The following is a 14,481-nucleotide window of genomic DNA, read 5'->3' as shown; positions in this document are numbered from 1 at the left end:
TATGCACCACAGCAAGTGGATACCAAGATAAAAGAGTCCCTATGTTATTACCTTCAGTATCAATTAACGTTAACATGCGTCCCCTCACCTACATAGCCGTGATAGGGTTAAGCTTAAGCATCAGCGGCTGTAAGCTCACCAATACCGACATTCAAATGACTGAAGATGTGAGAGAATCGGCATTATCAATGACACAAGTTAAGCCATCGCCAACAACCGGTAAACCTGTGGTGTACCAGGTTTTCACACGCTTATACGGCAATACTAATACCACCAATAAACCCTGGGGCACCATTGCCGAAAATGGTGTGGGTAAATTTGGCGACTTTACCGATACCGCTTTACAAGACATCAAATCTCTCGGCACCACTCACGTATGGTATACCGGTGTGCCTCATCACGCCGTGATTAACGATTACACCAGTATTGGGATCAGTAATGACGACCCCGATGTCGTTAAAGGCCGTGCAGGCTCACCTTATGCGGTAAAAGATTATTATAACGTCAACCCAGATTTAGCGGCCAATCCAGCTAATCGCCTGGCTGAATTTGAAGCCTTAATCGAGCGTACTCACGCCAATGGCATGCAAGTGATTATCGACATAGTGCCCAATCATATTGCCCGTAACTATCACTCTCTGTCAGCCCCAAAAGGCGAAGCAGACTTTGGTGCCAATGACGATACCTCACAGGTTTATAGCAAACATAACAACTTCTATTATGTTATCGGTGAAGACTTTGCCGTACCCGATGCTCCCAATAGCTACGCCCCGTTAGGCGGAGACACTCACCCTCTGAGTGACGGTAAGTTTGCTGAATCTCCAGCAAAATGGACTGGTAATGGCTCACGTTTAGCCAAACCGGACGCCAACGACTGGTATGAAACCGTTAAAATAAATTATGGTGTTAAGCCCTATGGCAGCCATGACTTCCCCGCACTGCCAGTTGACTATGCAAGTAAAACGGCCGCGGAACATTTGGCTTTTTGGCAAGCACAAACCGCGGATGATATTCCAGATTCATGGCGTAAGTTTGAGCACATTGCCCAATACTGGTTAGCCAATGGAGTGGATGGATTTCGATACGACATGGCCGAAATGGTGCCGGTTGAATTTTGGAGCTACCTCAACAGCCACATTAAACACACAAACCCTAATGCCTTTATTCTGGCAGAGGTATATAACCCTGATTTATATCGTGATTATATTCATTTAGGTAAAATGGATTACCTGTACGACAAAGTGGATTTATACGACAGCTTAAAAGCCATTATTCAAGGTAAAGCCAGCACCGCGGTTATCGCCACTGTACAAGCAAAAGTGAGTGACATTGAACAACATATGTTGCACTTTTTAGAAAACCACGACGAGCAACGTATTAACACCGCCGATTTTGCCGGTAATGCATTTAATGCGCTGCCGGCAATGGTGGTGTCGACCACATTAAGCCGCTCACCCACACTGTTGTATTTTGGCCAGGATGTCGGCGAGCAAGGCGCGCAAATGGCCGGTTTTGGCCAGCCTACTCGCACCAGTATTTTTGACTATGTTGGCGTGCCTGCACATCAACGCTGGATGAATAACGGTAAATTTGATGGCGGGCAATCCACACCTGATGAAAAGGCATTACGCGCTTATTATCAAACCTTGCTAAACCTAAGTCATAGTGCGCCAGCGCTAACCGGCGAATACCTAGCATTAGACCTCTTACAGCGTCAGCTTAATACCCAGGGCTATGATGATCAGGTGTTTGCCTTTAGCCGGTATAATGCTGAGCAGCAATTGCTCATTGCCAGTAACTTTAGCCAAACCGAGCCTAAAACATTTACGCTTACACTACCCAAAACACTCATTGAGCAATGGCAACTTGTTGAAAATGTAACGCTGATAGATTTACTCACCCAGCAGCCATATGAGCACGCTTTGATATTGAATAACCACGACAGCGCCAGTGTGCAAATGCAATTACAACCATTGCAATCAGTGGTACTTGAGTTAACTCAAAAACACTAAACTCAGAATGAGTTGGTTAAAACAAATTGAGTTGGTTAATACAAAAGCGCCGCAGATAAGCCATCTGCGGCGCTTTGTTAATATCTAGCTGTATCAATCGATTAGTACAATCTTTGTTTCGCAGCGGTATCGCATCGCCATTGACGGACTCTCAACCTTAAAACCAACAAAGCCCTGATAAATAGACTAGAACTAGTGATTACAAATCTTATCTGCAGCAGTAGTGATCCCGCTGTCACTATCAATAAACTTGCCTTTATTTTCTAAAAACGTAATCAACATATCCGCATCCATCTCAGTTGCTGAACAAGTGTGATAACAGGTATCAGCACCGAATGTCGTGTGCATCATATTTTTAAGTTGTTGTTTAGTGAGTGCTGCGCCATGTTCTAACATCATTTGCATCACTTGATGCCCATGGATTGATTCAGACATTGTATCTCCGATTAAGATGTAAATTATTTATACTTTATATCTTATTATTGTCAGAGAAACCCTGATCTCACACACAAATTCATTAACATGTTGCTCATTTAGGGTAAACATCAAAGTGATTTAAATCTGTGATTCACTTTAAATCGAGTTCAAATAGAGATAATGCAATTGGGCAATCCAGCAGGATAAATCTACCGTTAATAGTAAAGTCACTCTCTGCTTAAGCTTGATTTTGTATCAAAAAATCAGATACAGAGATTAATCGCATTACAGCAGTCACTAAAACTGTGATAATAAGCAATAAACTTTGCCATTAATCGCCATTAATCAGTTTGCACATACAAATTAGATTATTGATTAATGGAGAAGGGAATCGATTTTTGCTTAATATTTTCCAATAGGATTTACGATGCGCGCTTTTGTAGTTCGAGCCAGAGCGGCTCCAGTTGATAGCCAGCAATTTTTGGCGGGTATAGGTCAATCTGCTCATACCGAAATTTTAGCCCACACCTTAATGAATACCCTCTTTGTTGCGCAGTCTCATCGCGATGATGTCGTAGTGTATTTAGTGTTAGAAAGCACAAGCGATTTTTCACGCACTATTTGCTTTCGTTCAAGTGAGCTAGGGCATATCGGTGGCTTTCATGAGCAAAACCTCACCAATAAAATAGCCAAGGCATTAACGGTATCCAAAGGTATGGATAAAGAACAGTTACGTGACGTAGAAGCAGGCATTACCGTCCGCACTGTGAGCTTTGAAAAATTAGTGCAAGAATTAGCCGAAGATTATCAGCTGTATATGTTAGAGAAAAAAGGCACCCCGGTTCGCGATGTTGAGTTTGCGCAAAACCCATGTTTTTTACTAACCGACCATATCCCTATGCCTAAGAAGAGTTTTAACAGCCTTAAACGTCTTGGTACTAAACACATTAACTTAGGCCCTAAAATGCTGTTTGCATCGCAATGTGTAGTGTTGATCCACAATGAATTAGACATGAGATTGTAATCAGCAGCAGAGTTAAGCAGACTTTATTGATTTGAGTGCACAATTCATACTGTAGAATTCATACTGTAGAATTCAGACTACAAAATACATACTGCACTCAAGTCTTTCATTGCTCGCTTCAGTAAAAACAAGTCGTCATAGGAGGCTCTTTTATATGGAAATTCACGAACACTATAGTGATGAAGCACGGATCCAACTCAGCTTCTTTTCTTTTATGGCCATCGCACTATGGGTTTGTTTTGGTGCTGCCTTGACCTTTTCTATCGCATTTCATTTGGTCATTTCAACACAAATCCATGTTGAAGGTTCAGAAGGTGACGTTTTTTTGTTCGCTAGCCTAATGTATGCTTTTTTAGGTTTTGTTTTTTCGGTAATTGGCGCTGCACTCATTTACCCTGTATACAGCTTTTGGTGTGAACGTTCGCGAGGTCAACAAGTAAAAGGTAAATTTGCGCTGGTAAAACGTGAGTAACCCACTTCCATCCTTTGGGTTAGCGTCTCTTTTCATGCAGGTAAAACAAAACCATCTTGTCATTCTCGCTTTGAATACGTATGCAAATCTTTGCGGTAAAATCTAAAAGCGTCATATATTACTTGTTGATAACAATATAATAATAAACAACAAGGATACCGTATGACGCCCTCATACCCACAGCCTGCGGCTTTGTGTCGTAGTGTTGAGACTCAATCTCGATTTAATAAATCCATCATTAGTTTAACCTGCGCTTTAGCACTTTCTGGCTTAGCATTTTCTAGCATCGTAAATGCTAAAACCGTGCATGTGACCTCGCCAAACACCCACATCAACATCAGCTTAACTGACGACAATGGCCGTCCTGAATATCAAATAGACTTTAACGGTAAAACCGTCATTAACCCGAGTAAACTTGGCTTGGTATTTCAGCAACTAGGTGAGTTTGGTAGTGAATTTACCATTAAGAATGTCAGCCGCAGCAGTGTTGACCAAACCTGGCAGCAACCCTGGGGTGAGCGTGAGAATGTGCGCGATCATTACAATCGCATCAAAGCTACCTTGTCTAACGGTAAACTCGATTTTGATATTGAATTTAAAGCCTTTAACGACGGCATTGGCTTTCGTTATCTTGTGCCAAAACAAGCGGGTCTAACGAGCACACCCAAACTGGATATTACCGACGAGCTCACCGAGTTTGTTATCCCAAATCCACAGCTTACAACAGCCTGGTGGATCCCCGGACGTGGCTGGAACCGCTACGAGTATTTATACCGCACCACCACGCTGGATAAAATCGACCGCGCCCATACTCCAATGACGTTTAGAACGACTGATGGCGTGCACATGAGCATCCATGAAGCCGCCCTAACTGATTATGCCGCCATGGTGTTAAATCAAGGCCGTGACGGGACATTACGCGCAGATTTAACCCCATGGTCAGACGGTATTCGGGTGAAAACCCAACCAGGATTCACCACACCGTGGCGCACCATTCAAATTGCCAGTAACGCTACAGGCTTACTCAATTCGGACTTAATTTTAAACCTCAATGAGCCTAACAAACTGGGCGATGTATCCTGGGTGCAACCGGGTAAATACGTCGGTATTTGGTGGGGCATGCACCTAAACGAAAACACCTGGGGCAGCGGTCCAAAACATGGCGCCACCACCAGCGAAACCAAACGCTACATGGACTTTGCAGCGCAATATGGCTTTGATGGTGTATTAGTAGAAGGTTGGAATGAAGGTTGGGATGGCAGTTGGTTCCATAATGGCGATGTATTTAGTTTTACTAAAGCCTACCCTGACTTTGATATCGATGCGATTAGCCAATACGGTAAAAGTAAAAATGTTCGCTTAATTGGCCACCACGAAACCTCAGGCTCTGTGACCAACTACCGTAATCAAATGAGCAATGCCTATGATCTATATAAAAAACATGGCGTCACTCAAGTTAAAACCGGTTATGTAGCCGATGGTGGCGACATCAAGCGCATTGACGAAAACGGCATAGTGAGACACGAATGGCACGACGGTCAGTTTATGGTCAATGAGTATTTGCACAGCGTAACGGAAGCGGCAAAACGCGGCATTAGCATTAATACTCACGAGCCCATTAAAGACACTGGCTTGCGCCGCACCTACCCTAACTGGATTGCCCGCGAAGGGGCGAGAGGCCAGGAGTTTAATGCGTGGGGCAGCCCACCTAATAACCCTGAACACACCGCCATATTGCCATACACCCGAATGCTGGCAGGGCCAATGGACTTTACTCCTGGGATTTTCAACTTAGCCCCACAAGGATTAGATGCCGAAAACCGCGTACAAACCACGCTAACCAAACAACTGGCGCTTTACGTTGTGTTATACAGCCCCATCCAAATGGCGGCAGATTTACCGCGCAATTATGTGCAACGACTCGATGCATTTCAATTTATTCAAGATGTGCCAACCGACTGGAGCGAGAGTATTGCCCTTGCCGGTGACATTGGTGATTATGTGGCGTTTGCGCGCAAACAACGCGGCGCGGAAGATTGGTATCTAGGTGCTTTAACTGACGAAAACCCACGTAAACTCACGGTTAAGCTTGACTTTTTAACGGCTGGTCAACGTTATGAAGCCCAAATATACCGTGATGGTAATAACGCAGATTGGCTAACAAATCCGTATGATTACGTCATAGAAACCAAGGTTGTGAGTGCCACAGACACTCTTGCCCTGTCACTCGCCTCAAGTGGCGGTAGCGCGATTCGCTTTAAAGCGCTGTAATATGTTGCGTAAATGTATATATTAGGTTGCTCGAATATCATGAATACGTATGTAGTAAGTTGAACCCATAACAAGCTCAAGGCTACTATAAAACCTGCTATTTCGTTCTGGACTTGCGTAATGAGAAGGGCTAGGTCGTTTCTGGTAAGCCACTTGTTGAGGCCACCAGCTTTAAAGCACCTTAATTGCCTTTATTGATGGTTTATTAGGAAATAAGCCATCGATAGAGCTTAGGTCTTGGCGAATACTTGTCTTAGAGAGATGCGTATTCGCCATTTTTTTATGTATACCATTATCTCAAGTTTGTATCTGGCAAACCTGAGAGTCACGTAGCATCATTAAAAGTAATAATAAAAAATCAGCATAGCGACTGATAAAAAGGGATATAACATGTCTGCGGAAAATCATCATAAAGTGACTCAACAGCCACAGCTCAGCTTTTGGCAAATCTTTAATATGTGCTTTGGTTTTTTGGGGATTCAATTTGGTTTTGCCCTACAAAATGCCAACGTCAGTCGTATTTTTCAAACCTTAGGTGCTGCCATCGACGACATTCCTATTTTATGGATTGCCGCGCCACTTACTGGGTTAATTGTACAGCCCATTATTGGTTATATGAGTGACAACACTTGGAATGCCCTTGGCCGTCGTCGTCCTTACTTTTTAATTGGCGCAGTGTTAACCACATTGTCACTGTTTATTATGCCTCACTCACCTACCCTGTGGATTGCTGCAGGGATGTTGTGGATTATGGACGCATCAATCAATATCGCTATGGAGCCATTTCGCGCTTTTGTTGGCGACAATTTACCTAAAAGTCAGCGTACCCAAGGGTACGCAATGCAAAGCTTTTTTATTGGCATAGGCGCCGTTGTCGCCTCAGCAATGCCTTATATGTTGACCAATGTATTCGACGTAACCAATACCGCTGCAGCGGGTGAAATTGCAGATTCAGTGCGCTACTCATTCTACTTTGGTGGCGCGGTATTATTTGTGGCTGTAGGCTGGACTATTATTTCAAGCAAAGAGTATTCACCTGAAGAATTAGCCTCGTTTGAGCAACATGCCAATCATGTCGACGCCGCAGAAAATACCAACAGCCGTACCAGTAAACAATATCAAACAGGTGGCATCATTTGGATGCTCATTGGCGCCCTATTTACTGCAGCAATAATAACCCAAGACCTTGATAAGCAACTTTATATTCTTAGTCTTGGTATTTTTGCTTTTGGGCCTCTGCAACTGTTTTGTGCCCATAAACTGACTCAAGCAAACAATACAAGCGTGCAACGCGAAAACTTTGGCATGCTGTTTAATGTGGTCGATGATTTGTTTCATATGCCAAAAGCCATGCAGCAATTAGCCGTTGTGCAGTTTTTTGCCTGGTTTGCCCTCTTTGCCATGTGGATTTATACCACTGCGGCCGTGACTTCACACCATTACGCTACCAGCGACGTACTTAGCCAGGCGTATAACGACGGCGCCGATTGGGTAGGGATGTTATTTGCTTCATACAATGGTTTTGCCGCAATTGCCGCCATTATTATTCCCTTTTTAGCCAAAGCCGTCGGCATTAAATTCACTCACACCATTAATATGTTTTTAGGTGGCATGGGGTTAATAAGCTTTATGTTTATTGAAGACCCGAATCAATTATGGATCCCCATGATAGGTGTTGGTTTTGCCTGGGCCTCTATTTTATCAGTGCCCTACGCCATGTTGTCGTCTGCGTTACCGGCTAAAAAAATGGGGGTGTATTTAGGGATTTTTAACTTTTTTATTGTGATCCCTCAGCTACTTGCTGCCAGTATTTTAGGCTTGCTGTTAAAAGTCTTTTTTGATGGCCAGCCGATTTACGCCCTGGTATTGGGCGGCGTATTTATGATGGTGTCGGGCATTGCCGTACTGTTTGTAAAACAAGATAACTAAATCAATTAATCGTTTAATAAATACAAAAACATAAATAATAAAAGTGATCTGTCATCGTTACAGACAATATTTTGGGGAAGTATATGTTAAAGCCACACTCACATCGTAGTGCAATTTCGAGTGCCGTAACGGCAAGCTTATTCGGCCTGTTATTAACGGGTTGCTCACCTGCTGACACATCATCAAAGGGTGAAGTGTTACCAACAACGGCACCTTTGAGTTTTGTCGCGCCTGGCGCACCGGGCGCTGAGCCAACGTGGGCGTTTTCTGGCAAAACCGGCATAGGCACATCATACGAGCCTTATATCAATGGTCAGTATCAAGACCAGGCCACAAATCCTGTCAGTAAAGTATGGTTTTCTGTTGCCCAGGGCATACTCACCGAAACCATGTTTGGGCTTATTCATAATGCCCAATTAAAAGAGCTGCAATTTATCATCAGCGGCAATGGCTTTGTCGATACTGAAAAAGATAACACCATTAGCACCATTGAATACCTCGACACTGACGAACAAGGCCGACCATTGTCGCTCGCGTATAAGATTATTAATAAAGACGTGGAAGGCAAATACCAAATCGAAAAGCATATTTTTACCGATCCTGATAGAAATAGCTTAATGATGAACGTAACCTTTACCGCCTTTGAAGCCGGGATTACCCCGCACCTTTATGTTAATCCGCACATCGATAACAGCGGTGCTAATGATATTGCCTTCGTTGATGGTCAAGCACTGGTAGCGCACACCAGTGACGCGAGTTCAACGGTGATGACCATTAAAACCGACATTGATTTTGTTCACGCAAGTGCAGGATTTGTGGGCACATCAGACGGGATGATTGATTTACAAGACGACGGAAAATTTGATAACCGCTACCAAACCACCAGCGATAATAACCAAGGCGGCAACGTTGCACTTACTGCGCAATACCCAACATTAACCAAAGCAAACGACAGTTTACGCTTTAATCTAGTCATCGGCTTTGCCCAAGACAAAACCAGCAGCTTAGCCACAGCACAGGCCACATTAGATGCCGGTTACGATGCCGTTAAGCAGGCTTATTTAGGCGATGACAGCCACACAGGTTGGAAAGACTATATTGCCTCTTTAGCGCCATTAAACGACATGAGCACTAATACCGCAGATAACGGTAAACTGCTGTATGCCAGTGCACTTGTGCTCAAAGCGCAAGAAGATAAAACCCACGCTGGCGCGCTAATCGCATCCTTATCAAACCCTTGGGGCGACACAGTATCAGCAAAAGTAGGCAGCACGGGTTATAAAGCGGTATGGCCACGCGACTTTTACCAATGCGCCATGGCATTTTTGGCCATGGGCGACACTCAAACACCTAAAGTGGCGTTTGAGTATTTAAAGAAAGTACAGGTTAATCAACAAACACCAGGCTTTGCCGGCACACCAGGTTGGTTTTTACAGAAAACCCACGTTGATGGCGAAATTGAGTGGGTTGGCCTACAACTCGACCAAACTGCCATGCCAATTATGCTCGGTTGGAAACTGTGGCAAGCTGGCGTGTTAACAGATGCAGAGATCACCACCTGGTATCAAGACATGCTTAAACCTGCCGCTGACTTTTTAGTCAGCGGTGGCAAAGTAAAACTGGATTATAATGAGCTCGACATCACCCCGCCAAACACCCAACAAGAGCGCTGGGAAGAACAAGCAGGCTATTCGCCTTCGACCACTGCGGCCATCATAGCCGGTTTAGTCGCCGCGAGCGATTTGGCTAGATTGGCAAAAGATCCACAAGCCACTGTGTATCAGGAGCTTGCAGCTGAACTGCAAAGCCAGCTTGAAGCAACCATGGTCACCACTAACGGCTTGCTTAATCCGGCAGACGTCGCACAAGACTACACCGCACCTTATTACGTGCGCATTAGCCCTAATGGCAACCCCAATACCGCTGATAAGCTTTTAGATAACAACGGCAAACCAGGATTAGATCAACGGCTAATTCTAGACGGCGGTTTTTTAGAGTTAGTGCGTTATGGTGTTGTGGATGCGCAAGACCCTGTCATTAAAAACAGCGTGATGCTTATTGATAATCAACAGCTTGAAGATAACTTACGGGTTAAATACGAGTTTACCGCTAAAGATGGCAGTAAAGTACCGGGTTATCGCCGTTACGGTAACGACGGCTACGGCGAGGATACTGTCACAGGCCTAAGCTATGCCGAAAAAGGCAATACAGAAGATCAACGCGGCCGGGTATGGCCCTTCTTTACCGGCGAGCGCGGCCATTACGAGTTAGCTCTTGCTAAATCTGAAGGAAGCTTAACCCCTGACAGTAAAAAAGCTTTGATTAACACCTACGTACAAGGCATGGAAACCTTTGCAAACCAAGGGTTAATGTTACCAGAGCAAGCGTGGGACGGTGTCGGTAACCCAACACGTTATGATTATAAAATGGGTGACGGGACCAACTCAGCAACGCCTTTGGCCTGGACTCATGCTGAATACGTTAAATTGGTGCGTTCAATGACTGATGAACAAGTATGGGACTTTTACCCTGTGGTGAAACAACTTGACCAATAACGTTTTGAGACGATTAACATTAGGTAAACGCTTATTTTAAAATGATTAGTATGCGTCTCCCTACTAAAAAGCTGTTGCTAAATGCAATGGCTTTTTTTTGACCAAATCAAAATATAATATTGATAATTAAACACTATTTTGTAAAAATGATTCATATTAATAAAAATTAACGTTAAGGACTAACGAATGGATTGGTATTTAAAGGTTTTAAAACAATATTTTGATTTTAAAGGTCGCGCGCGTCGTAAAGAATATTGGATGTTTGTATTAATTAACAGCATTTTCAGTGTGTTACTGACGTTAGTTGATATGGGTACAGGTCTGTACAGTGACACATCCGGCGCAGGTTTATTGAGCTCGCTTTATTCATTAGCAGTATTAATTCCAAGTATTGCGGTCAGTGTGCGCCGCTTACACGATACTGATCATTCGGGGTGGTGGTTATTTTTATTGCTTATCCCGCTGATCGGCGCACTAATTATTTTGGTTGTACTGTGTTTTAACAGTAAAGATGACAATGAATACGGTCCAAACCCAAAAGCCCAACCAAGCTTTACCGATAACGACAATTTAGCGCTTTAATTAATGCGTTAAAACACAAAAGAGCAAGGTCGATGACCTTGCTCTTTTTTATATCATTCGCTTACGGCGTTAATTTATATCATGATTTACCGAGCGCTTTAATGCAGTTACGTTAGCTTTTTGATGGTATTAATTTCATCACGCCATTCATTAATAACACTGCTAAGCCACCTGCAACCACACCAAATACGGCATTAAGCACACTGGGCGTTAACAGCCCTAAAACCCCGCCCACTACACTAACTTGCTCAACAACCACTGCGGCATGTTCTATCCATTCAAACACCACATGAATACCGTGAGTTAAAATGCCGCCGCCCACCATAAACATGGCGATGGTACCGACAACGGTGAGTATTTTCATTAAATAAGGCGCAGCAGAGACTAGTATTAAACCAATATTGTGGCCTAAGCCTTCGGCTTTACGTTTGGCAAGGTATAAACCTAAATCGTCAATTTTGACAATACCAGCGACTAAACCATACACGCCAACGGTCATGATAATAGCAATAACCGATAAGGTTAAAAATTGGCCCATTAAATCCATGTGAGCAGCAACACCTAAGCTGATGGCAATAATTTCAGCTGACAACACAAAATCGGTACGAATAGCGCCTTTGATTTTGTCTTTTTCAAATGCGGCCAAATCGTCAATGTCAGCTTTGCCTTTAGCAACAATAGTTTCATCGTCAGCAGGTGCAGCCTTTTTATGCGTCATCGAGTGATAAACTTTCTCAAAGCCTTCATAACATAAAAACAAGCCACCAAACATCAACAGCGGCGTAATGGCCCAGGGAATAAAAGCACTGATTAATAGCGCCAGCGGCACCAAAATCAATTTATTACGAAATGAGCCTTTAGCCACCGCATATACCACAGGTAATTCACGTTCAGACGCGACGCCAGATACTTGCTGGGCATTTAAGGCTAAATCATCGCCTAGCACGCCTGCTGTTTTGCGCGCCGCCACTTTACTCATTGCTGCTACGTCATCCAAAATCGTCGCAATGTCATCTAACAAGGTTAATAAACTGGCGCCTGCCATAATTGCTTGTATCCTTTATCAATCAAAAATAGAGTGTGTTGTTTTATTATTTATGGTGTTTCTTAGCCGTTATTAATCGTCAACGACGGCTCACTTATTCGTCAACGTTAGCACCGCATGAACTGCGAACCACTAAACTGGTTTTAAGTAATCGTTGGCTCACTTCTTCGCCGCGGATTAATTTCAGCACGCTTTCAACTAAAATCTCACCGGCAAACTGTGTATCTTGTTTTACTGTGGTGAGCGCAGGGTTGGCAAAACTGGCCACTGGAATATCATCATACCCTACAACAGCAACGTGTTCTGGTACTAACACGCCACGTTTTTTTAATGCTCTAATTGCCCCAATCGCTATCAAATCACTCGCAGTAAAAATGGCTTCAAATGGCACACCATTGTCGAGCAGCGCGTTAGCAGCCTCATAACCTGATGCTTCGGTATTAAATGCATCATGCTGTAACTGTTCATCAGCTTGAATATCCGCTTGGTTTAAGGCTTCAACGTGGCCAAGATAACGGTCGCGAAACTCAGGGCTATGGCTAGATGAATCACCTAAAAAGGCGATTTTTTTATGGCCTAAATTTATTAAGTGTTCAGTGGCAATATAACCACCTTGGTGGTTGTCGCAACCAATTGATAGCACAGCTTTATTGTTGTGCTCTGCCCCCCAAATGACAAAGTGGGTGTTTTTTTCAATTAAGGTTTCTAGCTTATGGGCGTAGTCCATGTAATCGCCATAGCCTAGTAGAATAATGCCATCGGCTTTGTTGCTGTCTTCATAATCGGCGTGCCAATCTGACGACAATTGTTGAAACGACACCAGTAAATCATAGCCTTGGCGCGCTGTTGCTCGGGTAATTGACCCGAGCATGGATAAAAAGAACGGATTGATCATAGAATCGTCATTTGTGGGGTCTTCACAAATTAACAAGGCTAAGGTTAGGCTATTTTGAGTACGTAAATTACTGGCATTCTTATCAACTTTGTAATTCATCTCTTTGGCAATCGCCTGGATGCGCTGACGCGTTTCTAAGTTCACTAACGGGCTGTTTCGTAACGCACGCGAGACTGTCGACTGCGACACACCAGCACGGTACGCGATATCAATAGAAGTCGCTTTTGAGGTCATTGTTATTTATCACCCTTAATCGTCATCGTCATTGCCACATAAAAAAACAACCAAGATAAATCACTTTATTTGGCTGTTTTTTATATTATTTACTACAAAAAATTATAACCCAAGCTCGCTCAATAAATCGTCGGCATCATCAGCCACTAACCCTTTTACATTAGGATCACCTAACATGTCTGATTTAGACTCTGATTTTTTGGGCGTATTTTTACCGTGAGTTTCTATTAATGAATCTAGGTCAAACTCTTCATCTACCTCAAAGTCTGCTGAGCGAATAAACTCCGTTTTGTCCATGGCAAACTCAAGATAAAAAATATGGTTGTTTTCTGTTTTAAATGACACCCGTCTTGCCACTGCATCATCAAGGTTAGTATCTACCGATATCGTTAATTCTTTATTAATCGTTAACATTTTCGGCTGGCTTTGGCTAATTGAAGTTTGCAATTCTTTTGAAATTTTGCCAATAAAGTCACCCAAAATTTGATTCATTAACTCGCCCATGACATTACCCACATCATCAGATGTGTGCGAAAAGGCCAATTCAGACTCTGGCATGCCCATGTTGATCATATAACGGCGGTAAATTTCAATTGCCGCGTCGGCAGAAAAGTTGATAACAACTAAACCTGAAAAGCCGCCATCAAATATCGAAAAACAACCCAAATCAGGCTTTAAGCGAGTACGAGAAATACTTTGCACCATACCTGCGTGACTAATCTGACTGGCACTGGTGCTGGAAAGTACATGAGAAACTGAATGGCACAGTTTTAAAAGAATGTCGTCGTTGTTAACTGTATTCGTGGTCATGGCTTGGATACCTTTTCATTATTTAAGCTAATCTTGCGGGTAAAATGCAAAAAAATCAAAATTAAAACAATTGATTAGCATGTAAAATAACCAAACGAGCTCAAAATGTGATTAACCGCATGATATATTTGTAATTTTATTACTTTAGCTACCACACTACAAAAATGTTAAATCTTATGCTTTGCTCACATAAATGCAGTTACGCGGTTATCATTTGTACCAAATCTATTATAAT

11 protein-coding genes are annotated in these 14,481 nt (G+C 43.1%); 7 read left to right on the top strand and 4 right to left on the bottom strand.

Annotated elements, in window-relative coordinates; all coding sequences use genetic code 11:
• The first annotated feature begins 41 nt into the window (after positions 1–41).
• The gene (locus IEY42_RS02595) at positions 42–2,012 is read left to right on the top strand and encodes an alpha-amylase family glycosyl hydrolase (protein ID WP_229779881.1); all 1,971 of its coding nucleotides are present in this window, start codon (positions 42–44) and stop codon (positions 2,010–2,012) included.
• A gap of 192 nt (positions 2,013–2,204) precedes the next feature.
• Here IEY42_RS02595 and IEY42_RS02590 read toward each other — a convergent pair whose 3' ends face one another.
• The gene (locus IEY42_RS02590; RefSeq protein WP_188923805.1) at positions 2,205–2,447 is read right to left on the bottom strand and encodes a YecH family metal-binding protein; all 243 of its coding nucleotides are present in this window, start codon (positions 2,445–2,447) and stop codon (positions 2,205–2,207) included.
• A gap of 409 nt (positions 2,448–2,856) precedes the next feature.
• Here IEY42_RS02590 and trmY point away from each other — a divergent pair, with 409 nt between their 5' ends.
• From trmY to IEY42_RS02560, 6 genes are all read left to right on the top strand, one after another.
• Positions 2,857–3,453, top strand: a complete 597-nt coding sequence (trmY, locus tag IEY42_RS02585) for a tRNA (pseudouridine(54)-N(1))-methyltransferase TrmY (protein ID WP_188923804.1) — start codon at positions 2,857–2,859, stop codon at positions 3,451–3,453.
• A gap of 154 nt (positions 3,454–3,607) precedes the next feature.
• The gene (locus tag IEY42_RS02580; protein WP_188923803.1) at positions 3,608–3,925 is read left to right on the top strand and encodes a hypothetical protein; all 318 of its coding nucleotides are present in this window, start codon (positions 3,608–3,610) and stop codon (positions 3,923–3,925) included.
• 162 nt (positions 3,926–4,087) lie between these two features.
• Entirely contained in the window at positions 4,088–6,196 is a 2,109-nt protein-coding gene (locus IEY42_RS02575; protein ID WP_188923802.1) for a glycoside hydrolase family 97 protein, read from the top strand.
• A 390-nt stretch (positions 6,197–6,586) separates the two neighbouring features.
• Positions 6,587–8,125: an MFS transporter gene (locus IEY42_RS02570; protein WP_188923801.1), complete on the top strand. Its 1,539-nt coding sequence runs from the start codon at positions 6,587–6,589 to the stop codon at positions 8,123–8,125.
• An 83-nt stretch (positions 8,126–8,208) separates the two neighbouring features.
• Positions 8,209–10,680: a glucan 1,4-alpha-glucosidase gene (locus tag IEY42_RS02565; protein WP_188923800.1), complete on the top strand. Its 2,472-nt coding sequence runs from the start codon at positions 8,209–8,211 to the stop codon at positions 10,678–10,680.
• 186 nt (positions 10,681–10,866) lie between these two features.
• Complete coding sequence (locus IEY42_RS02560; RefSeq protein ID WP_188923799.1) at positions 10,867–11,262, top strand: DUF805 domain-containing protein; 396 nt, start codon at positions 10,867–10,869, stop codon at positions 11,260–11,262.
• 112 nt (positions 11,263–11,374) lie between these two features.
• Here the strand turns inward: IEY42_RS02560 and IEY42_RS02555 are convergent, their stop codons facing one another.
• The 3 genes from IEY42_RS02555 to IEY42_RS02545 all read right to left on the bottom strand — a co-directional run bounded on the left by IEY42_RS02555 (position 11,375) and on the right by IEY42_RS02545 (position 14,246).
• The gene (locus tag IEY42_RS02555) at positions 11,375–12,307 is read right to left on the bottom strand and encodes a DUF808 domain-containing protein (RefSeq protein ID WP_188923798.1); all 933 of its coding nucleotides are present in this window, start codon (positions 12,305–12,307) and stop codon (positions 11,375–11,377) included.
• Positions 12,308–12,401: 94 nt separating this feature from the next.
• On the bottom strand, positions 12,402–13,436 hold the full coding sequence (locus tag IEY42_RS02550; RefSeq protein WP_188923797.1) for a LacI family DNA-binding transcriptional regulator: 1,035 nt from the start codon (positions 13,434–13,436) through the stop codon (positions 12,402–12,404).
• Positions 13,437–13,538: 102 nt separating this feature from the next.
• Positions 13,539–14,246 carry a DUF3334 family protein gene (locus IEY42_RS02545; protein ID WP_188923796.1) on the bottom strand — a complete coding sequence of 236 codons (708 nt, stop codon included), beginning with the start codon at positions 14,244–14,246 and terminating at the stop codon, positions 13,539–13,541.
• Positions 14,247–14,481 lie beyond the last annotated feature (235 nt).

The organism is Shewanella algicola (genome assembly GCF_014648035.1).
Taxonomy (GTDB): Bacteria; Pseudomonadota; Gammaproteobacteria; order Enterobacterales; family Shewanellaceae; genus Shewanella; species Shewanella algicola.
The sequence above is the reverse complement of the archived record's forward strand: the minus strand, read 5'-3'. Positions and strand labels throughout refer to the sequence as shown.